The 21,486-nt window shown below is 34.0% G+C and carries 15 protein-coding genes and 5 pseudogenes; 15 read left to right on the top strand and 5 right to left on the bottom strand.

The window, feature by feature from the left end:
- Window positions 1-65: 65 nt before the first annotated feature.
- The 3 genes and pseudogenes from ACIQ7L_RS24295 (at window position 66) to ACIQ7L_RS24285 (ending at window position 2,796) form a co-directional block, all read left to right on the top strand.
- The gene (locus tag ACIQ7L_RS24295; protein WP_400572318.1) at window positions 66-353 is read left to right on the top strand and encodes an ArsR/SmtB family transcription factor; all 288 of its coding nucleotides are present in this window, start codon (window positions 66-68) and stop codon (window positions 351-353) included.
- Between the two features lie 375 nt (window positions 354-728).
- Window positions 729-887 (top strand): annotated as a pseudogene (locus ACIQ7L_RS24290) (DUF255 domain-containing protein); the annotation flags it as partial.
- Window positions 888-927: 40 nt separating this feature from the next.
- Window positions 928-2,796, top strand: coding sequence for a thioredoxin domain-containing protein (locus ACIQ7L_RS24285; RefSeq protein ID WP_400572316.1), 1,869 nt, complete (start codon window positions 928-930; stop codon window positions 2,794-2,796).
- 224 nt (window positions 2,797-3,020) lie between these two features.
- Here ACIQ7L_RS24285 and ACIQ7L_RS24280 read toward each other — a convergent pair.
- Window positions 3,021-3,305 (bottom strand): annotated as a pseudogene (locus tag ACIQ7L_RS24280) (LysR substrate-binding domain-containing protein); the annotation flags it as partial.
- A 6-nt stretch (window positions 3,306-3,311) separates the two neighbouring features.
- Between ACIQ7L_RS24280 and ACIQ7L_RS24275 the strand changes: the two are divergent.
- Both ACIQ7L_RS24275 and ACIQ7L_RS24270 read left to right on the top strand, forming a co-directional pair.
- Window positions 3,312-3,587: pseudogene (locus tag ACIQ7L_RS24275) on the top strand (MFS transporter); the annotation flags it as partial.
- Window positions 3,588-4,485: 898 nt separating this feature from the next.
- Entirely contained in the window at window positions 4,486-5,619 is a 1,134-nt protein-coding gene (locus ACIQ7L_RS24270) for a serine hydrolase domain-containing protein (RefSeq protein ID WP_400572314.1), read from the top strand.
- Between the two features lie 30 nt (window positions 5,620-5,649).
- On the opposite strand, the gene pepF is transcribed toward ACIQ7L_RS24270, so the two are convergent.
- Window positions 5,650-7,437, bottom strand: a complete 1,788-nt coding sequence (gene pepF / locus ACIQ7L_RS24265) for an oligoendopeptidase F (RefSeq protein WP_400572312.1) — start codon at window positions 7,435-7,437, stop codon at window positions 5,650-5,652.
- A 587-nt stretch (window positions 7,438-8,024) separates the two neighbouring features.
- Here pepF and ACIQ7L_RS24260 point away from each other — a divergent pair.
- Both ACIQ7L_RS24260 and ACIQ7L_RS24255 read left to right on the top strand, forming a co-directional pair.
- Window positions 8,025-9,926: an endonuclease MutS2 gene (locus ACIQ7L_RS24260; RefSeq protein ID WP_400572310.1), complete on the top strand. Its 1,902-nt coding sequence runs from the start codon at window positions 8,025-8,027 to the stop codon at window positions 9,924-9,926.
- A gap of 6 nt (window positions 9,927-9,932) precedes the next feature.
- The gene (locus ACIQ7L_RS24255; RefSeq protein ID WP_400572308.1) at window positions 9,933-10,097 is read left to right on the top strand and encodes a GNAT family acetyltransferase; all 165 of its coding nucleotides are present in this window, start codon (window positions 9,933-9,935) and stop codon (window positions 10,095-10,097) included.
- A gap of 74 nt (window positions 10,098-10,171) precedes the next feature.
- Here ACIQ7L_RS24255 and ACIQ7L_RS24250 read toward each other — a convergent pair whose 3' ends face one another.
- Window positions 10,172-11,137 (bottom strand): quinone oxidoreductase family protein, encoded by a 966-nt coding sequence (locus ACIQ7L_RS24250; protein WP_400572306.1) that lies wholly within the window; start codon window positions 11,135-11,137, stop codon window positions 10,172-10,174.
- 137 nt (window positions 11,138-11,274) lie between these two features.
- Between ACIQ7L_RS24250 and ACIQ7L_RS24245 the strand changes: the two genes are divergently transcribed.
- Entirely contained in the window at window positions 11,275-12,171 is an 897-nt protein-coding gene (locus ACIQ7L_RS24245; RefSeq protein ID WP_400572304.1) for a LysR family transcriptional regulator, read from the top strand.
- Between the two features lie 111 nt (window positions 12,172-12,282).
- Here ACIQ7L_RS24245 and ACIQ7L_RS24240 read toward each other — a convergent pair whose 3' ends face one another.
- The gene (locus ACIQ7L_RS24240; RefSeq protein ID WP_400572302.1) at window positions 12,283-13,065 is read right to left on the bottom strand and encodes a DUF817 domain-containing protein; all 783 of its coding nucleotides are present in this window, start codon (window positions 13,063-13,065) and stop codon (window positions 12,283-12,285) included.
- 263 nt (window positions 13,066-13,328) lie between these two features.
- Here ACIQ7L_RS24240 and ACIQ7L_RS24235 point away from each other — a divergent pair.
- The 7 genes and pseudogenes from ACIQ7L_RS24235 to ACIQ7L_RS24205 form a co-directional block, all read left to right on the top strand.
- Window positions 13,329-13,583, top strand: a pseudogene (locus tag ACIQ7L_RS24235) (iron chelate uptake ABC transporter family permease subunit); the annotation flags it as partial.
- Window positions 13,575-13,733 (top strand): annotated as a pseudogene (locus ACIQ7L_RS24230) (iron-hydroxamate ABC transporter substrate-binding protein); the annotation flags it as partial. The pseudogenes ACIQ7L_RS24235 and ACIQ7L_RS24230, both read left to right, overlap by 9 nt.
- Before the next feature lie 266 nt (window positions 13,734-13,999).
- Complete coding sequence (locus ACIQ7L_RS24225; protein WP_400572300.1) at window positions 14,000-14,560, top strand: GNAT family N-acetyltransferase; 561 nt, start codon at window positions 14,000-14,002, stop codon at window positions 14,558-14,560.
- A gap of 338 nt (window positions 14,561-14,898) precedes the next feature.
- Window positions 14,899-15,732: a BglG family transcription antiterminator LicT gene (gene licT, locus ACIQ7L_RS24220; RefSeq protein ID WP_400572298.1), complete on the top strand. Its 834-nt coding sequence runs from the start codon at window positions 14,899-14,901 to the stop codon at window positions 15,730-15,732.
- A gap of 441 nt (window positions 15,733-16,173) precedes the next feature.
- Window positions 16,174-18,009 (top strand): beta-glucoside-specific PTS transporter subunit IIABC, encoded by a 1,836-nt coding sequence (locus ACIQ7L_RS24215; RefSeq protein WP_400572296.1) that lies wholly within the window; start codon window positions 16,174-16,176, stop codon window positions 18,007-18,009.
- Window positions 18,010-18,209: 200 nt separating this feature from the next.
- Window positions 18,210-19,622, top strand: coding sequence for a glycoside hydrolase family 1 protein (locus tag ACIQ7L_RS24210; RefSeq protein ID WP_400572294.1), 1,413 nt, complete (start codon window positions 18,210-18,212; stop codon window positions 19,620-19,622).
- 243 nt (window positions 19,623-19,865) lie between these two features.
- Window positions 19,866-20,093: a hypothetical protein gene (locus tag ACIQ7L_RS24205; protein WP_400572292.1), complete on the top strand. Its 228-nt coding sequence runs from the start codon at window positions 19,866-19,868 to the stop codon at window positions 20,091-20,093.
- A 35-nt stretch (window positions 20,094-20,128) separates the two neighbouring features.
- On the opposite strand, the gene ACIQ7L_RS24200 is transcribed toward ACIQ7L_RS24205, so the two are convergent.
- On the bottom strand, window positions 20,129-21,454 hold the full coding sequence (locus ACIQ7L_RS24200) for an ArsB/NhaD family transporter (RefSeq protein WP_400572290.1): 1,326 nt from the start codon (window positions 21,452-21,454) through the stop codon (window positions 20,129-20,131).
- Window positions 21,455-21,486: the final 32 nt, after the last annotated feature.

Genomic DNA, 21,486 nt, shown 5'->3' with positions numbered 1-21,486 from the left:
GTATTAAAAGTTTAACTATCTCAATATTATAATAAATAAAAAACCATGAAGGAGAAGAAGTTCAAATGACTATTTATGAAAAAAACGCAGAAGTTTTAAAAATATTATCCCACCCAGTTAGAATTAAAATGATGGAAGAGCTTATTACAAGAGGGACATGCAATGTGAATCAAATAGTGGAGATTATGGGTCTTCCGCAGTCTACTGTGTCTCAGCATCTAGCAAAAATGAAATCCCAAAAGATAGTTATTAGTAACCGAAAAGGATTGGAAGTTTATTATAGTACTTCAAACAAAAAAATAAATACCATTGTAGAAATATTACTAGGTAAAAAACTTTGTTCTATTCATTAATATGTTACAGCCATTCTATGATTATCAATTTCATAAGCTTCTACGCTAATTACTATATATACATCAATTAAAAAACCGACATAAAACCCCTCTTTTAAGGTGGGAGAGATGCATAGAAGCGGTCAGAGCCTTTTCCTGCCACATGCGAAGTAAAAACAGAAAGAGCAAACGAGTGCAGGTTACTTTTTATTCTGCATAGCAGGGATTTAGATGGCGCAAAATTAAAATGGATTTGTATAATTAGTCATATTGACTTAAGAAAAATTTCAGGTCATGATGAAAGTGAAATCACTGTAAATTTACTCTAAGTCTTATTGAATTAGAGTAAGAAAATGAAGCATGAAAAAAGTAATCATTAGAGGAGGTGATTACACTATGACTATGGATAAGAAAGCCAATAGACTCATACATGAAAAGTCTCCATATTTGCTCCAGCATGCTTATAATCCTGTAGATTGGTACCCTTGGGGAGAGGAAGCTTTTGAGAAAGCAAAGAAAGAGGATAAACCTGTATTTGTTTCTATTGGCTACTCCTAGTTGGGTGTAACAAACCACATGTCATTGGTGCCACGTCATGGAGCGTGAATCTTTTGAAGATGAAGAAGTAGCATCACTCTTAAATTTATATTTCATCCCAATTAAAGTAGATCGCGAAGAACGTCCAGATGTTGACTCGATTTATATGAGCGTCTGCCAAATGATGACAGGACAAGGCGGCTGGCCGCTGAATGTGTTTTTAACACCAGATCAAAAGCCGTTTTATGCAGGGACGTATTTCCAAAAGTATAGTTATTACAATCGTCCGGGTATGATGGATATCTTACCGCAGCTAGCTCATATTTACGAAAGTGATCAAGAGCGCATCACAGCTGTTTCGCAGCAAATAATCGAAGGGCTACAAAATAAAGTAAAAGCAAGTAGCGAGGCATTACATAAAGATGTATTACATAGTACGTTCCAGCAGCTTGCCAGTAGCTTTGATACGATATATGGCGGGTTTGGTGGAACACCGAAGTTTCCATCGCCCCATATGTTAATGTATTTATTACGTTATCAACTGTTAACAGACAATGAACAGGCGTTATACTTTGTAAAGAAAACGCTTGATAGTATGGCAAACGGCGGGATATATGATCATGTTGGATTCGGGTTTGCCCGCTACGCAACAGATGAAGCATGGCTTGTTCCGCATTTTGAGAAAATGCTATATGATAATGCGCTTCTTCTTCACGCTTATACAGAGGGTTATCAAGTTCTTCATGATGAGCGGTATAAACAAATTGCTGATGAAATCGTTACTTTTATTAAGCGAGAAATGACTGATGAAAACGGTAGTTTTTATTCCGCGCTTGATGCAGATAGTGAAGGAGTCGAAGGGAAGTACTACGTTTGGTCAAAAGATGAAGTGATGGAAGTACTTGGTGACGAGCTTGGCATATTGTATTGCACAGTGTATGATGTGACGGGAAAAGGTAACTTTGAAGGAGCAAATATTCCAAACCTAATTCATACAGAATGGCATAAAATGGCCGATCAGTTTGACTTATCTATTGAGGAAATAAAAGAAAAACTAGAAGTCGCCCGTGAAATCTTATTAGCGAAACGATCACTTCGTATATATCCGCATTTAGATGATAAAGTACTAACGTCATGGAATGCATTGATGATTAGCTCGTTAGGAAAAGCTGGTCGTGTGTTTGGGAATGAAGAGTATGTACAACTTGCCAAACATGCACTCGTATTTATTGAAGAGAAACTTATTGTAAGCGATCGTGTTATGGGCCGTTATCGTGATGGAGAAGTGAAGTTTAAAGGTTATATTGATGATTATGCTTATTTACTTTGGGCATATATGGAGATGTATGAAACAACATTTGATTTAGAATACGTGAAGAAGGCAAAAGAAATTGTTACAGAAATGAATGCATTATTTTGGGATCAAGAGAATGGAGGCTTCTTCTTTATTGGAAGTGATGCGGAAGAGTTGCTCATTCGTGATAAAGAAGTATATGATGGGGCGATGCCTTCAGGAAATAGTGTAGCAGCAGTTCAGCTTCTTCGTTTAGCTTCCCTAGTAGGTGATGAAACGCTAAGGAGACAAGTAGAGATCATGTATACAACGTTCTCGAAAGCATTGTCTTCCTATGGAAGTGGCCATTCTTTATTTTTACAAAGCATATTATTGACGGAATCCCCGAAAAAGGAATTTGTTGTTGTTGGAGAAGATAATGAAGAGAGACGCAATCTTACAAAGAGATTGCAGGAAACTTTCTCACCGAATGATTCAATATTAGTTGCTGCATCATCAGATGAATTTGCTGGAATTGCTGATTTTGCAGTTCATCATAAAATGATTGATAATAAAATGACAGTTTATATTTGTGAAAACTATGCTTGTGAGCAGCCGCTGACAGATATGAATGAGATATTAAGAAGAATATAATGTGATACGAAAGAACCTCACTCATTTTATAAGCAGTGAGGTTTTTTCATAATTTTAGTTTGTATGTAGCTATGATGGTGATGAGTAGACAAAAGGAAATAAGTTTAGGTGAAATGAATTTTGTTGTGGTCTTATTCGATTTGGAAAATGTTTTAGAGTGGATATTTTGGAGAGCTGTTCACATTAAAAAAGAAAGAGTAACTTGTACTTAAAAGTTACTCTTTTCATATGCCTGATGTATCTGTAATCCTATCAATAAACTTCCGTAAAGCACCTGAGTAAAAAGTATCTTTTCGAACGATAAAAGTAGTGGGTACCCTTGAAAAACTTTTAGGTAAAGGGGTTAAGGCTAAAGAGTGGTCGTGACCCTGTATAAGAGATTTCATCATGATAGCGATGCCGATGTCTGATTTTACACAAGCCAGTATAGCTTCTATCGTTCCAAATTCTAATATTCGTTTTGGATACATTCCTTCGCCATAAAGCCATTTTTCTAATAGATTTCGGTAGGGAGTTTATTTTTGGTTAGTGGTTTGTTAGGTTTCTTTGGTATTGGATGGTTTAGCCTTTTTATGGTTGCGGTTGCTGAAACATCAAGCGAGGAATCAGTTGGAATGACTGTTAGCTTTGCGCTTACGCTAAATCAAATTGTGATTCTTTTAGCCCCGCCTATTTTCGGATTCATAGTGGATGTAAGAGGATATATGTGGGCCTGGATAGGAATAGCGATATTACTGGTTGCTTCAGCGATAAGTTTGTTGAAAAATTTGAAAAAAATGTCATGTGAATGACATTTTTTTTTATGATATGCTGTATAATCAATTTTGAAATGAATTTTAAAAGAACTGGTAATACGACATATAAAGTGAAACTTTCATCAGTAAGGGGACTGCCCGTGAATAGCGGGATAAATGAACTTCATGCTTGTTATTATTCTTTTTTCGCTTCGTTCTTCTTTTGAAATTCCCTGTTATTTTGGCTATAATGAGTTGTCGTTCTTTTTTATTGTCTGCATGATTTATTTTATTAAAAAAATTACTCGCTTCGTTCCCTTTTAAAATCATAATTTATTTTCCATAATATTAGATAAAAGCTATATTATTTTTATTTGTTTGATAACTGAACATTTTAAGAGCTAGTCGTTTTCCCCTATCGATGTTTTCCAATAGAGTGCCTCCTTTTTTATATCGTATATGTTGTTTGGAATGAATGTTACATAGAAATATAAAATTATAGTTAGGTGAATCGGATTGTTAGGTGGAATTTTTATGAGAAAGAAATACAATAGAAAGTAATCAAAAATTTGAATATGGAAAGCTTTCCTTGAATATCTTTCTATATGAACTTTTTGGAAATGTAGAGAGAAGCAAAAGGTAGATGAAAGTATATATACATCAATTAAAAAGCCGACATACCCCCTTTTTTTGGGTGGGAGAGAGCATCGGTCCATGCATAGAAGCGGTCAGGGCCTTTTTCTGCCACATGCGAAGTAAAAGCAGAAAGAGCAAACGAGTGTAGGTTACTTTTTATTCTGCATAGCAGGGATTTAGATGTCGAAACATTAAAATGGATTTATATAAATATAATCCTTCAATAGAATGAAAGTCTTCTTTTAAATGAATAGAGATAAAATGAATAAAATAATGAAGATAGTAACAAGTATAAACTGAATAAAAAGAGGGCTCCGATATGTTTAAGAAATATTTAATCGTTTTCTTTATTATTGCTATTTTTTGTTTAAGTGTATATGTGTTCATGCAAACAAATAAAGATAAAACGCAGAATTTAAAGGCTTTTTCAGATTCTAATAGTAAACTAGAAACTGATACACCAAAAGTAGATATAAATCAGCGAAATCGTTATGATGCGGCAGCAAAAAAATTAGATCAATATTTAAAAGAAAAAGGGTTTAATGGAACTGTACTTGTGACGGATAAAAATAATGTGATTTTGCGAAAAGGATATGGCTATGCAAATATGGAGGATAAAGTCTTAACAACACCAAGAACAAAATATCGTGTAGGTTCTATCACTAAGACAGTAGTAGCGGTATCTATATTGCAGTTGCAAGAAAAAGGGAAATTGAATATAGACGATAATGTAAATAAATATATTCCTTCATTTCCAGCGGATAAAAATATTACTTTAAGACATTTATTGACGCATACATCTGGATTACCGGAGCAGGGACAAGGGAAGGTGGATGCGGCATCACGCTTAAAATTAGTGACATGGATCGGCTCGCAAAATCTTGAATTCCCTGCTGGAACAGGGTGGAGATATACAGATTATAATTATATGGTACTTGCGTATATTGTAGAAAAAATCTCTAAACAGCCATTATCTGAATATGTAAAAGAACATATTTTTATGCCTGCTGGAATGGGTGAATCTGGTATGGGTGCAAGATTCCCTGCGGACATATTTTTTGCAGAAGGTTATATAAAGAAAGATAATGAATTCGTCGCTGCCCCTAAGTTAAGAATGAGCTGGCTATATGGTTGTGGTGAAATGTATACAACTGTAGAAGATATGAAGAGATTAGATGAAGCTATTATGACTGGGAAACTTCTTTCTAAACAAAGTTTATCTGATATGTTTACTGTATCACCTGCAAAGAAATATGGTTTTAGTTTTTATATTTATCCAGATTATTATCACAATCATGGTGTATTAGCTGGTTGGAATACATTTAATAATTTCAATTGGGATAAACAAATTTTTGTTATTCTTTTCTCTAACGTTCAAAACGGAATGAATGATGCATTTAATCAGGAATTTCGAAAGATGGCACAAGATTTATTAGAAGGAAAATCAGCTTGAAAAAACCTCTACATTGTAGAGGTTTTTTTGTTACAGTGACGAAAATTCTTCAATTAGTTTATCAAAACGACCTAGTGCGCTTTCGATTGGTTTTGGTGTTGTTAAATCTACACCTGTTTTCTTTAAAAGATTAAGTGGATAATCTGAACTTCCGCCTTTTAAGAATTCGATATAATTTTGCTGAGCGATAGGGTCACCGCTTAAAAGCTGATCTGCAATTTGAATTGCAGAAGCAAATCCAGTAGCATATTTATAAACGTAAAATGGTCGATAGAAATGTGGGATTCTAGCCCAGCCATATTTTACTTCCTCATCGAATACGAGTGTATCCCCATTGTATTCTCTAAACAAGTTTTCATATACATCATTAAATGCTTGAACATTTAATGGTTTACCTTGCTGCGCCATTTCGTGCGTAATCTTTTCAAATTCAGCAAACATAACTTGTGTAAAGAAGGTACCTTTAAATTTCTCAATAAAGTGATTAATTAAATGGTTTCGTACATCAGTATCTTTTGCTTCTTTTAATAAATGATGAATTAATAGCACTTCATTTACTGTAGAAGCAACTTCAGCTACAAAAATGGAATAGTGAGCGGAAATTCTCGGCTGGAAACCATGGGAATAATATGTGTGCATACCATGCCCGCATTCATGAGTAAGTGTAAAGAGACTATTTAAGTCATCATTATGATTTAAAAGGATAAAAGGATGAACGCCGTATACGCCAAAATTATAGGCACCAGAACGTTTACCAGGTAATTCTCTTACGTCTATATAGCGTTTATCTTTAAAATCTCGAAGTGTTTGAATATATTCTTCACCGAGTGGTGAAAGGGCAGTAAGCATGATTTCAAATGCTTCATCGTATGGAATATCTTGTTTTACACCTTTTACTAAATCAACATTTAAATCATATTGTCTTAGTTCATCCAGTTGTAATTTCTCTTTTCGTAAATGGTTATACGTATGTAGGGATGTCATATTTTTTTTAGTTGTATCAATTAAATTATCGTATACTTCCTTTGGAACCATATCACCAAATAGGGATTTTTCTAACGCGGATGGATAATTTCTAATTTTTGAAATGGTAACATTATTTTTTATCGCTGCTGATAAAGTGGAAGCGATAGAGTTTTTTAGCTGAACATAAGGTTGATAGTAGGCTTTGTAAGCTTCTTTCCTCTTATCTCTATTTTCATCTTTAATTAATTTAGAGTACATTCCGCGTGTTAAATTCACTTTACTTCCATCATCAGTTGTAACTTCTCCGGATGTAATATCTGCGTTGTTGAGCATGCCGTATGTATGTTGAGGAGAAGAGAGGGCTTCACCCATTTGGGATAAGATTTCTTCTTTATCCTTATTTAAGACATGTTGTTTATATCGATATAATTCAAATAAGTCTTCTTTATAATATTGTAAGCCCTCATTTTCTTCTATATAAGAATGCAGGGTTTTCTCATCGATACTAAGTAAAAACGGAGAAAAGAAGGAACGAGCGGCACTTACTTTAACATGTAATTGTGATGCTTTGTCTACAAGGGACTGTGCTTCTGTATCGCGTGTATCAAGGTCTGATTGAAGTCTTGCATAAGCATAAACTAAATTTAATAAACTTGATATTTCTTCACTTTTTGTAAGATAAGCTAGCAAACTATGGCTATCATGGATATTGCCATTAAAATCTTTCAAAGTATTTGTTAATGTTTCAATTTTTTCGCAGTCGCTTTCCCAGTGTCCAATTGTTTTATAAATGTCTGTTAAATCCCATTTTTCTTGATCTGGTACATCTAATCTGTTTTTAAATTCTGTCATAATTCTTTCCTTTCTAAGTATGTATTTTGTATATTCTCTATATAACTATGAAATACAACAAATTGCAAAAAATCCCTGCTTAAAATAAAAAATCTTCTCGAAAATGACAAGAGCTTTCAACTTGTAGACTATTGTATGGCACCTTTACTTCCTTCATAACATATAGTATGATGATTTTAATAAATTAGATTTCAATGAAAATAATTATAAATTAATGAGAGGTGCTTTTTGTGAGTGCGGTAGGTTCTAAATAGGAAAAATTGAATGAAATAAATCTGATGAGAACAGGGGATTTTTATATAATTCATACCCCTAATTTTGTCATGGATTTATTTCAACCTATGAAGATACCTACAATACTTTATAAAGCGTGTAATGATTAGGGGATAGCCATGTGTTTTTTGATGGTTTATTTCATTATATATTACACATGCCTTGTAAATGTAAAAAGCTGCGGTATCTCCGCAGCTTTTTTTGTTTATTTTTATCACATGAAAATCATATTTAATTATTTACACCTCATTGAAATCTAATGGATAGGTATCTTCATTTATGATGTGAGTAAATCATAGTGAGGAGAATAGAAATTGAATAAAATAACTTTGGAAAAGTTGCAATATAACGAGTTGAAGGAAATAGTTAAATCGTATTGTGTGAGTGGATTAGGAAAACAATTGTTAGATAAATTAGAGCCAAGCGTAAGTATAAAAGTAGTGAAAAATCGTTTAAATGAAACAACTGAAGCGCGAGCTATATTAGATGCAGAAGGGCATGTACCTTTTTTCGGAATTTCTAATATCGATAGTACAATTCAAAAACTTGAGAAAGGCATGATTTTAGATCCAACTGAGCTAGTTCGTGTATCAGACTTTTTACGAGGCTGTCGAAAGGTTAAAAAGTTTATGCTGGATAAAGAATTTTTCGCACCAGTATTAGCATCGTATGCGAATTCAATGTCCGAATTTAAAAGTGTGGAAGAAGAAATTAATTTTTCAATTAAAGGAAATCGTATTGATTCTGCCGCAAGCAAAGAGTTAAAACGAATTCGAAATAATATTGACTCTGTAGAGGGGAAAATTAAAGAACGGTTAAATAGATTTTTAAATAGTAGTGTGAATAAGAAGTATATTCAAGAATTCTTTATTAGTAAAAAAGATGATCGCTATACAATTCCGGTTAAAGCGTCTTATAAAAATCAAGTTGCAGGAACTATTGTTGAAATTTCTTCTAAAGGTTCAACAGTTTTTATAGAGCCTAATACTGTTACAAAATTAAATGTGGAACTAGCGAGCCTAAAAGCTGAAGAAACGATGGAAGAGTATCAAATATTAGCCACTTTGTCAGGAATGATCTTAGAGGAAATTTATAACATTAAGATTAATATGGAGCTGATTAGTCAATATGACATGGTGTTTGCAAAAGCAAAATTTAGTAAACATATTGGCGGAATAGAGCCGAGGTTAAATGATTATGGGGATGTAAAGTTAGTTCATTGCAAGCATCCGCTTTTATCAGGAGAAGTTGTACCACTTAACTTTGAAATCGGGCAAAATTACCGAAGTTTAATTATTACAGGACCAAATGCTGGTGGGAAAACGATTGTTCTCAAAACAATAGGTTTAGTAACATTAGCAACAATGTCAGGGTTTCATATTGCAGCAGATAAGGAAACGGAGATTGCCATCTTTGAAAATATTTTTGTAGATATTGGTGACAATCAAAGTATAGAAAATGCACTGAGTACATTTTCATCGCATATGAAAAATCTCTCGGAAATTATGAGAGCTTCGAGTAATAATACGCTTTTATTATTTGATGAAATCGGCAGCGGTACGGAACCGAATGAAGGGGCTGCGCTTGCGATTTCGATTTTAGAAGAGTTTTATCATATGGGTTGTATAGCTGTTGCGACTACTCATTATGGTGAAATTAAACGCTTTTCAGAAATGCACAGTGATTTTATGAACGCGGCGATGCAATTTAATAATGAAACATTGGAACCGTTGTATAAGTTAATGATAGGGAAATCGGGGGAGAGTAACGCCCTATGGATTTCAAGAAAAATGAATATACGAGAAAATGTGCTGCAAAGAGCAAAAGGTTATATGGAAAATAAAGAATATCGTTTAGAGAGACTGTATGAAAGTAGAATAAGAAAACCTAAGGTTGTGAAAGAGAAAATAGAAGAGAAACATAAATATGAAAAGGGAGACCGTGTGAAATTATTAGACTATGATGACTTTGGAATTGTATATAAAGAAAAAGATAATTTCCATAACGTTGTCGTGTTTTATAACGGGGAATGTATGGAAGTAAATGTTAAGCGAATTTCTTTAGAGGTAAAAGCAAACGAACTATATCCAGAAGGGTATGATTTAGATATATTGTTTGTGGATTATAAAGAACGGAAAATGCAGCATGATATAGAGCGGGGATCGAAAAAAGCACTTCGTAATATTCAAAAAGAAATCAGAAAGAATAGGGGGTGAGATGCTGTGAATATAAAGATTAGACAAGAACTTGAGAAAGATTATAAAAGGGCAGAAGAGGTTGTAAAACAAGCATTTTTAAATGCAGCATTTATGGCTATGGAGTTAACGGATCATGTTCTTCGAGATATACAAGGAGTCGTTCAATATTCAAAAGCTTTTTCTGAATAGAATTGAAAAAAGGGGCAGCCAGAAGAACTCTTCTAGCTGCCCCTTTTTTGATTCAGATTTCTTATCCGAAATGATTAAGGTATCAATAAAATTTTTCCAGTACTTTTTCGACTTTCTAATAATCGATGTGCTTCAGCGCCATTTTTTAAAGAGAAAGTAGTTGGATTTTGGATATTTAATTTTCCAGCAGTAATCCAATCAAATAGTTGCTGTGAACGTTTTTTTCGTTCTTCATATGTTGTGAGTACATTCCAAAGATCTCCGCCAGTTAAAGTTTTCGAAGTATCCATTAGCATTCGGGGATCAATAGGGGCAGGATTGCCACCAGCCATTCCGTAAAATACGACTGTTCCACCGATTCTTGTAGCCTTGAAGCTCTCTTCTAATGTAGAACCTACTGATTCATATACAGCGTCAACACCAAGCCCTTTTGTGATTTTCAGTGCTTTTTCACACCATGCTTCTGTATATAATAATACATAGTCTGCTCCAGCTGAATACGCTACGTTTGCTTTTTCTTTTGATGAAGTAAGACCGATAACTTGCCCACCTTGCAGTTTAATCATTTGTACGAGAAGTTGGCCAACTCCACCGGCTGCTGCATGCACTAAAACAACATCGCCTTCTTTTATTTTATAGCTATCTTTTGTTAAATAATGAGCCGTTAAACCTTGTAATAAAACAGAAGAGGCTGTATTGAAAGAAATAGAATCAGGTAGTGGAATTACTTTTTCTTTTGGCACAGTTACTAATTCGGCATTTGCGAACGGGACATCAGCAAATGCAACACGATCTCCAACGTTGATGTTAGAAACTTCATTACCAACACGCTCTACAATCCCTGATCCTTCATACCCTAATATATAAGGTGGTTTACCAGCAAGATGATAGTCACCTCTACGTCTATATATATCAGCAAAATTTAAGCCAATCGCTTTTGTACGAACAAGAATCTCCTTTGGTTTTATAATTGGGTCTGGAACTTCTTGATATTTTAATACATCAGCATTTCCGAATTCTTCGAAACAAAGTGCTTTCATATGGAATACCTCCAATTTGTAACGTACGTCAATATTGTTTGTTAATGTTTCTTATCATACAATACATATATCAATAGAAAAAGAGGATTATTTCGATGGAATCAATCGAAAATATTGATTGAAAGGAGGAAAAGATATTGGAGATAAAACAATTAATCACATTTAAAACGGCAGCGGAAAATTTGAATTTTACGCAGACTGCGAAAATATTGAATTTTGCTCAGTCAAGTGTGACTGCTCAAATAAAAGCATTGGAAGCTGAGCTAGGAACACCATTGTTCGAACGATTGGGGAAACGTCTTTTTTTGACTGAAGCAGGGCGGAAGTTCCAGTTATATGCGGATAAGATGATTGCGTTAAGTTATGAGGCGAAAATGGCTGTGAAAGACGATGAGGAAATATCTGGTACGCTACTAATTGGAGCACAAGAAAGCCAATGTACATATCGACTTCCTTTCATTTTAAAAGAGTTTAAGGCAAAATTTCCTCAAATAAAGCTTATATTTAAACCCGCTCATTCAAATAAGGATGTGAAAGAACAATTAATGGAAGGGAAATTGGATTTAGCCTTTATTTTAGATGAATGTAAAACAGAAGATGTTTTGCATGTAGAGTCTTTGATTCAAGAGGAATTAAAAATAGTTGTTTTTCCTAATCATCCTTTACTTGAGAAAACTACAGTTTCCATAAAAGACTTAGAAAATGAAACGCTTTTACTAACAGAGCTTGGCTGTTCATATCGTACGATATTTGAAGACTTATTCCGTACAGAAGACGTATATCCTATAAATAAAATTGAGTTTGTTAGTGTGGAAGCAATTAAGCAATGTGTAATTGCAGGTCTAGGGATAGCGATTTTACCAGCAATGGTTGTAGAAAAAGATATACAAGAAGGTACAATGAAGGAATTGGTTTTCGAGAATACAATCACTCCTATTTTTACACAAATTGCTTGGCATAAAGATAAATGGATCACGTCGCCATTACAGCAATTCATAGATGTAACAAGAGCATCATTTGGTAAAGTGTATTGAGCGGTGAAATATTTATCCTGTTATTTGCGGGCTAATAATCGGTGTGGGATGAAGAAAATTCCCACTGATTAAAGTATCACTTTATAGAGAAGCAAAATGTAACAAGCCAACTTATGATATTGAAGTTGGCTTGTTTTCATTATCTTTAAAATGTTTAAGCTGCGCCACAATCATAATACTGATTACAACGAGTAAAAACCATGAACTAATCTTGCCGATGTGAACGAGGCTCCAAGTTTCTCGCTGATTGGGATATTGCCATGCGCCAAAGAACGTAGCGATGTTTTCAGCAATCCAAATGAAAAATCCAATAAGGAAAAATGAGAGTACAAGTGGCATTTTATATGTAACTTCTTGTACAGAAAATTGTACAAAAGTACGAAAAAAGACAATGAATAAAAGGATAGTTAAAACCCAGCGAAAGTCATATAGGAAGTGGTGTGTAAAAAAGTTGAAATAAATCATAGCTCCTAGTGGTATTGTCCATATCGCCCTAGGCCAGTTCTGCATTTGTAAATGTAATCTTCGCCATGCTTGGCATATATAACTAGCGACACTAGCGTACATAAATCCGCTATAAAGTGGGACACCAAAAACTTTTGAATATGCTTCTTCAGGATAACTCCATGAACCAAAGTGAACTTTATATATTTCTAATAAAAGCCCAATGAGATGAAAGACAGCAATCACCTTAAGCTCATCTTTTGTTTCCAGACGAGTTTTGTACATAATATATTGAGTAAGAAGACAAACAATAAGAATGAAATCATAACGATATAGCCCTGGAATCGGGATGAGTTTTGAACCGGCAAGGGTGATAAAAATGACTACTGGAAAAACACAGGATAAAGCTTGTTGATAGGTAAAGAAAAGAAGTTGTTTAATATAAAACATTGTTTCTCCTTCCATATGATGGGTGATTTTTTTAGCTGAAAAATTCAATAATAACTTACTATACTATAATTTTTTAAAAAAGGAAAAGTTTAATATTTTGTATGTATTTGTAATTTTTAGTGGGTTATTCCAATTTGATTTCTTATACTTTAACAAAGTAGAAAATTATATTGCTATTTTAAAAAAGTAAAGCTATAACAATGATAATTATTATCAATAACAAGTAATATAAAAACAATTGAATATAAAGGATGAAACGAAATATGTTACATAGTTCTTCAGTACATACTGTTAAAAATCGTTGGATAAATATTAGATTTATATGTTTATTCATTGTAACGATTGTATGTCTAGTAATATCGATGTTTTTGGCGATTGCGTTTGGGGCAAAGGATATTGATTTACATACTGTCTGGACAGCATTTTTTGACTACAATCCTAAATTAACACAGCACCAAATTATTTATGAACTCAGACTTCCACGAGTAATTGGCGCAGCGGTGGTGGGAGCTGCTTTTAAACAATTACAAGACACACCAATTTGGAAAGATTTAAAAGCAGTTAAAGGGAAACATGTATATATCATTCATGATCAACCATGGCTTGATTATTCTGCTTTAGGAAATAAAATGGCAATGGATGAAGCGGAAAAGTTGTTCGCAAAATAATGAATTTTGGTTCTTAGGAAAAGTGTTTCTATAGAAGTAAGAATATTAAAGTGAGACTCTTCAATTTGAAGGGTCTTTTTTATAATCCTTTTTTGATTAAATACTCAGAAAATTATATAATGAGTGCAAACTTATTAAAGGGAGATGTGCCAATGCTAGCGCTTATTGTAAGTATCTCACTATTACCGAAGACGATGGGGCACGGGGATAGATAGGTCTAGTAAATTACAGAACTATCCCCATAATTGAAAAGGGGGATCTTTGAAATGAATACTACAGTGAATAATCTTTTTTTAGGTGAAAATATTAAATTATCAGCAATTAGAGCGGAAGATGTTGAGAAAATGGCTATTTGGCAAGAAGATAGTGAGTATTTAAGAAATGTAGATACAGACGCTGCAATTCCGCAATCTTTACATGAAATAAAGGAGTATGAGCTATTAAAGGGCCGGAAATCAAACGGTGTTTCGTTCATGTTAAGAACAATTCAAGAAGATATCCTAATTGGTTTTGTGGCACTGCATAGTATAGAGTGGAATAATAGAGCTGGTTTATTAGCAATTGGCATAGGTGATCAGAATTATAGAGGTAAGGGATACGGTACAGAAGGATTACGCCTTATTCTGAAATATGCTTTTCACGAACTAAACTTACATCGTGTAGGTCTCGATGTTATTTCATATAATGCCCCTGCAATTGAAGCATATAAAAAGGTTGGTTTTCAGATGGAGGGATGTATGAGAGAAGCTGTTCAACGAGATGGAAAGAAATTTGACCGTATTATAATGGGGATATTACGAGATGAATGGGTAACTATGTTAGGGTAAGTTATCCCACTATTTACGGGCAGTAAGACTCTCGCCTCAAAGTTCAATAAAAGCAAAGGAATTAGGTTGGAGATGAACCGCGAGTAAAAAGTCCGATTGGTGAGGGCTAATAATCAGTGGGATTAAAGAAAGCCCCACTGATTAAAGTTTCACCTTATGTGTCTATTTATAAACAGTTTACCTTTATACGGAAACCATTTTAAGAAAACGGTTGCTATCTATTTTTTTGAATGTTAACATTTAACTGGATATAATGTATGGACAGGATTGTTACTGGTAATTCGGGCAAAACCTTACACCATTCAATTTTAATACTAAATCTATTAAAGGTGATCTATATGAAAATAGCAAAAGTGATAAATAATAATGTTGTAAGTGTTTTCAACGATCAAAGTGAAGAATTAGTTATAATGGGCAGAGGCATTGCATTTCAGAAAAGACCAGGTGATTCGGTTGACGAGGAAAGAATCGAGAAAGTGTTTGAGCTGAAAAATAAGGATGTCTCAGACAAATTTAAAACACTCTTATATGAAATTCCAATAGAATATATGGAAGTTTCGGAAGAGATAATTAGTTATGCAAAAACAAAATTTGGAAGAGATTTAAATGATAGTATATATGTTTCTCTTACGGATCATATTCATTTCGCAATAGAAAGAAATAAGAAAGGCCTAGATATAAAAAATGCATTACTTTGGGAAATAAAAAGGCTTTATAAAGATGAGTTTTTAGTAGGTAAAGAGGCTTTAAATAGAATAGAAAATAAGCTTAGAATCGTTCTACCTGAAGACGAAGCTGGATTTATTGCCATGCATATAGTAAATGCAGAATTGAATGAAGAAATGCCGAATATTGTAAATATAACAAAGGTTATGCAAGATATACTGAATATCGTTAAATATCAATTTAAAATAAGCTTTGATGAAGAATCTTTAAATTATTATCGTTTTGTAACTCATTTAAAGTTTTTTGCACAAAGGTTGTTTAGCGGCACATATGTGGAAAGTAAAGATGATTTTTTATTTGAGGCTGTTAGGAATAAGCATATAGAGGCATACGAATGTACAGAAAAAATAAATGAATATATAAAGAAACAATATACACGTGAATTAACTAGTGAAGAAATGCTTTACTTAACGATTCATATTCAAAGAGTAGTGAATAGGAAATAACGGAGAAATATTATACTATTTTTATATATGTAAACGATATTTGAAATGAAAGCGTTGACATTTATTCGGATTCATGTTAATTTTTAAGCATAAAGTAAATAATGTACTTAGGATTGTTACTGATAAAGCAGGCAAAACCTAAATTGCTAAAGGATAGGATGAATATCGTCTTGTGCTATAGTAATTTAGGTTTTTTTATGCAAAAAAGTGTGATGTAGGATAGTGAGTCAAAAAATGAATATAAAAGTAATGTTGCAGGATTGTTACTGGTTAAGCAGGCAAAACCTGGATTAATGCTCTATGAGTGGAATTTTATCTTCCATTTCGAAGCGTTAATTCAGGTTTTTTCTTTTTATTCATGTTCTACACATGCTTTTTAGCCGTTTCATAAGGTAACAAAGTAATTAGGGAATTTTAAGGAACAGAGGGAGTGAAAAAATCATGGGTAATAGCAACTTGGCAAAAGATGTACTTAGACTAGTTGGTGGAGAAAAAAATGTTTCAAATCTTGTACATTGTGCAACGAGATTGCGATTTAAACTAAAGGATAGTAAACAAGCTGATAAATCAACGATTGAAAGTTTGGATGGGGTATTGAGCGTTGTTGAAACTGGGGGACAATTCCAGGTGGTAATTGGAAGTGAAGTTGCTGATGTTTATCAAGAAATTATAAAACTAGGAAATTTAGGTACGCCTTCTCATTCATCAGAGGAAGAAAAGGGAACGATCGCAACAAGAATTTTTGATGTGATTTCACGAAGCTTTACTCCATTATTAGGAGCGCTAGCTGGAGCAGGTATGCTAAAAGCAGTGCTAACCGTACTTGTTATGTTAGGATGGTTATCGGAAAAAAGTGGAACGTATCACATTTTATCGGCAGCAGGGAATGCAGTATTTTATTTTCTACCTATCTTTCTTGGGATTACACTTGCAACAAAGTTAGGTGCTAACCCTTATGTAGGTGGTACGATTGGGGCAGCATTACTTGAACCGAACTTTACAGGATTATTACAGCAGGCCGGAGATGTTTCTAACTTTTTAGGTATTCCGGTTGTACTCATGAATTATTCATCTACAGTGTTTCCAGTCTTTATAGCTGTTAGCATCTATGCTGTTTTAGAAAAGTTATTGAAGAAGATTATTCATAAAGATTTACAAATGTTCTTAGTGCCAATGTTATCTTTAGTAATTATCGTTCCATTAACTGTAATCGTTTTCGGACCTTTTGGTGTATATGTAGGAGATGGGATTGGTGCTGTAATTGGCTTCTTGAGCACAAAGAGCGGCATGATAACAGGAGCTGTTATGGGAGCTGCCTGGACGTTTCTAACTATTTTAGGTCTTCACTGGGGTCTTGTACCGATTATGATGGCAAACCTTGCTGCAGGTGGTGATCCAATTATTGCTATGGCTGCTGCTGCACCGTTTGCACAAATGGGGGTAGCTCTTGGTATTTTCTTGAGAGTAAAAGATAAGAAAGTGAAAACGCTCGCTGGCTCTACATTACTACCAGGTTTATTGGCAGGTGTAACAGAACCGATTATTTATGGATTGTTAATGCGTTATAAACGTACCATTCCTTACGTCATCGTTGCTGGAGCTATCGGGGGAGCGATAAGTGGTTTCTTAGGAGTACAACAAAAATCTTTTGGATTCCCGAGTTTGTTAACGACTCCAGTATTCTCACCAATGTTACTCTATGTAATAGCAGTGGCGATTGCATTTGGGATTGCAGCATTTCTTACAATCATGTTTGGATTTGAAGACAAAAAGCAAAGTGTAGTATCAGGTCAGAAAGAGGAAAAAGATAAATCACTTGTAAAAAAAGAGATCCTTGTGAGCCCGCTAGTAGGAGAAATTAAGCCATTATCAGAAGTAAATGATCAAGTATTTTCATCAGAAGCAATGGGAAAAGGCATTGCAATTGAGCCAACGATTGGACAAGTTGTTTCACCTGTTGACGGTGTAGTGTCAACCCTATTTCCAACAGGACATGCAATAGGGATTACATCAAATGAAGGTGCGGAAATATTAATCCATATAGGAATTGATACAGTTCAACTTGAAGGAAAATATTTTTCACCGCGTGTAAAACAAGGGGATCAAGTGAAACAAGGCGATCAATTGGTTGATTTTGAGATTGAAAAAATTAAAGAAGCCGGTTATCAGGTTACAACGCCTATTATTATTACAAATACAAGTAATTATGTAAGCATTGTAGAAATGAAGAAAGGTATAGTTAAAGAAAAAGAAGAAATACTGACGCTTATTATTTAAGTTTACCTTACGTTCTATATTTGTTAGGTAGACATGGTTTAGGACATTGAAATGTTCGAGAAGGTAGTGCTTATCATAGTGAATATCATATTTATGAAATATTGAAACGTATAAAAAGAGTAAAAAAGATCTACGATTTATTTAGAAGGAAAGTAAGGAATAAGAGTCTTATATAAAAATGAAATCGGAGGAAAAAGGGCATGAAATATGAAAATTTAAAACAGTTTCCTGAGAATTTTTTCTGGGGAGGATCAACATCAGCTTATCAAATTGAGGGTGCTTGGAATGAAGATGGTAAAGGACCATCAGTAATTGATATGGCAAATCATGTAGAGGGTGTGACAGATTTTAAGGTAGCAAGTGATCATTATCATCGTTATCAAGAAGATATTGCCTTACTAGCTGAGATGGGATTTAAAGCGTATCGCTTTTCAATTGCGTGGACACGAATTTATCCAAATGGAACAGGAGAAGTAAATCAAAAAGGTATTGAATTTTACAATAACTTAATTAATGAGTTAATAAAAAAAGGTATTGAACCAATTGTAACGATGTATCATTTTGATTTGCCATATGCTTTGCAAGAAAAAGGTGGTTGGTCCAATCGTGAAACAATTGATGCTTTTGAAAAGTATGCAAAAACGTTATTTAAGACATTTGGAGATCGAGTAAAATATTGGCTAACGATCAATGAACAAAATATGATGATTCTCCATGGTTCGGCAATAGGAACAGTGGATCCTAATTTAGAAAATCCTGAAAAAGAGTTATATCAACAAAATCATCATATGTTATTAGCGCAAGCGAAAGCAATGAAACTATGTCATGAAATCTTGCCAGAAGCAAAGATTGGACCAGCACCAAACATTGTAACGATTTATCCAACAAGCTCTAAACCGGAAGATATTCTTGCAGCGAATAATTATGCTGCAATCCGAAACTGGCTGTATTTAGATATGGCAGTATATGGACGATATAACAATATTGCATGGAGTTATCTAGAGGAAAAAGGATATACACCAATGATTGAAGAAGGGGATATGGATATTTTAGCAGGAGCAAATCCAGACTTTATTGCATTTAATTATTATACTTCACAAACAGTTGCTCAAAGTATGGGCGATGAAACGGATGTGAATCATACCGGTGACCAGCACATTACTACAGGAGAACCAGGTGTATATAAAGGACATACGAATCAGTATTTGAAGAAAAATGAGTTTGGTTGGGAAATTGATCCAATAGGATTTAGAACAACATTACGCGAAATTTATGATCGCTATCATTTACCGTTAATTATTACTGAAAACGGATTAGGTGCTTTTGATAAGCTAGAGGAAGGTGATGTAATCAATGATTCGTATCGTATTGATTTCTTGAAAAAACACATTGACCAGCTTCAATTAGCGATTACTGATGGTGTAGAGGTATTTGGTTTTTGTCCTTGGTCAGCTATTGACCTTATTAGTACACATCAAGGATGCAGTAAGCGTTATGGATTTATCTATGTAAATCGCGATGAATTTGATTTGAAAGATTTACGTCGTATCCGTAAACAAAGTTTTTATTGGTATAAAAATATAATAGCGTCTAATGGTGAAACGTTAGACTGAAATAGAGAATGAAAGAGGAGATCTAGTGGATTTTAATCTACTAGATCTTTTTTAGAAGAGAATTACAAGTTTAACAATCTATTATTTTGAGTTCATAAGGTACTGGAATATAGGACATCACTAGAAATGAAAATTGTATTATAAAATATAATACATTCAATAAAACGCATATATTTTGCAGGATAAAGAATTATCGTTGTCGAAATTTTACAGTATATGGATTAAAATAAGGAGTCGTGTCAGATGAATTTAGAAAAACCAAAACCAGTAAATGAAGAGATAACCGAGTTAAAAGAACTTGTGAAAGAATTACATGGTAGTGTGCATCAACTACAGAATGAGGTGCAACAACTTAGGCATGAAAGACCGGTTGTAGAAGTTAGAAAAGGAATTCAATTGTCACCAGCGATTGTTGGTGAAATTGGCGGTTTAATATTAGGTGCACTTGCAATTATTGGGATATTCTGGTGAAGAAAAAGGTTTGCAGCAATATGCTGCAAACCTTTTTACATTAAATAACGTAAATATATATAAGCATGTGATAATAATAATGCAACGATCGTTAACGGTAAGCCAATTTTTAAGAAGTCAAGGTAAGAAAATCCATGTCCTTCGCGGTTAGCAATACCTGCAACAACTACGTTTGCTGATGCTCCGATTAACGTTCCGTTCCCTCCTAAGCAAGCGCCAAGTGATAATGCCCACCATAGTACTTCAATTTGAGGGGAATCAGCAGAAAGTCCAAGTCCTGATGCTAAATCTTGAATAAGTGGAATCATCGTTGCGACAAATGGAATATTATCAATAGTAGCTGATGCTGCACCAGATACCCATAAGATGAGAACTGCTGCAAAACCGATATCGCCATTTGTTACGTCAATCACTTTTTTTGCAAGTGAAGAAATAAGGCCGATATCAATTAACCCGCCAACAAGAACAAATAATCCAGCGAAGAAGAAAATTGTTACCCATTCTACATGAGCGAATACATCTTCTAATTCGTGTTGTTTCACGCCGATTAACATAAGGAGTGTAGCACCAGTCATCGCAATAACTGCCGCATCCACATGAATAATCGAATGAAGAACAAACCCGAGAATTGTCAGTCCTAAAATAGAAAGAGATTTTAGGAGTAGGCTTCGATCACGAATATAGTCTTTTTCATTTAAGGCCATAAGCTTGGCAATTTGTTCAGATGTTGTTTTTAATTTGTTGCGATACATAAAATAAATAATGCCTAATGTAACAACAGAAATAATAATTACAATTGGAGTTAAATTAAATAAAAAAGCATTAAAATCTAAATGTTTATTAGCAGATCCAATCATAATATTTGGAGGATCACCAATTAACGTTGCGGTACCACCAATATTTGAAAATAATACTTCAGAAATCAAATAAGGAACAGGTTGTACCTTTAAGATACGCGTGATAGATAATGTAACAGGAACAATTAATAAAACAGTCGTTACATTGTCTAAAAATGCAGAGCCGACAGCGGTTAATAGGGATAGAAATAATAAAATTCGAATGGGCTTTCCGCCTGCTGCTTTTGCTGCTTTAATAGCTACATATTCAAATACACCAGATTGACTCGTAATATGTACGAGAATCATCATTCCAATTAAAAGGGTAATCGTTTCCCATTGAATATGTGATGTAAAGGCAGTATGTAAGTCTACAATTCCAAAAATAATCATAATGGCAGCACCGAACAGTGCAATTACAGCACGGTTCAATTTCTCGGAAATAATAAATCCGTATGTCACTAAAAATACGGCAATTGCAAAATAATATTGCCAATTTGCTACTTCATGTGCTGAATGTTCCAACATGTCACCTTCTTTAAAATATGTATTAAATT

Origin of the sequence: Bacillus sp. NPDC094106, from assembly GCF_044764345.1 — a bacterium.
In the GTDB taxonomy this organism is placed as follows: Bacteria; Bacillota; Bacilli; order Bacillales; family Bacillaceae_G; genus Bacillus_A.
The sequence above is the reverse complement of the archived record's forward strand: the minus strand, read 5'-3'. Positions and strand labels throughout refer to the sequence as shown.

Bases quoted from the DNA above. Each gene is read 5' to 3' on its own strand.
- ACIQ7L_RS24295 (WP_400572318.1), top strand. From the start codon at position 66: ATGACTATTTATGAAAAAAACGCAGAAGTTTTAAAAATATTATCCCAC.
- ACIQ7L_RS24285 (WP_400572316.1), top strand. From the start codon at position 928: ATGGAGCGTGAATCTTTTGAAGATGAAGAAGTAGCATCACTCTTAAAT.
- ACIQ7L_RS24270 (WP_400572314.1), top strand. From the start codon at position 4,486: ATGTTTAAGAAATATTTAATCGTTTTCTTTATTATTGCTATTTTTTGT.
- pepF (WP_400572312.1), bottom strand. From the start codon at position 7,437: ATGACAGAATTTAAAAACAGATTAGATGTACCAGATCAAGAAAAATGG.
- ACIQ7L_RS24250 (WP_400572306.1), bottom strand. From the start codon at position 11,137: ATGAAAGCACTTTGTTTCGAAGAATTCGGAAATGCTGATGTATTAAAA.
- ACIQ7L_RS24240 (WP_400572302.1), bottom strand. From the start codon at position 13,065: ATGTTTTATATTAAACAACTTCTTTTCTTTACCTATCAACAAGCTTTA.
- ACIQ7L_RS24225 (WP_400572300.1), top strand. From the start codon at position 14,000: ATGAATACTACAGTGAATAATCTTTTTTTAGGTGAAAATATTAAATTA.
- licT (WP_400572298.1), top strand. From the start codon at position 14,899: ATGAAAATAGCAAAAGTGATAAATAATAATGTTGTAAGTGTTTTCAAC.
- ACIQ7L_RS24215 (WP_400572296.1), top strand. From the start codon at position 16,174: ATGGGTAATAGCAACTTGGCAAAAGATGTACTTAGACTAGTTGGTGGA.
- ACIQ7L_RS24210 (WP_400572294.1), top strand. From the start codon at position 18,210: ATGAAATATGAAAATTTAAAACAGTTTCCTGAGAATTTTTTCTGGGGA.
- ACIQ7L_RS24205 (WP_400572292.1), top strand. From the start codon at position 19,866: ATGAATTTAGAAAAACCAAAACCAGTAAATGAAGAGATAACCGAGTTA.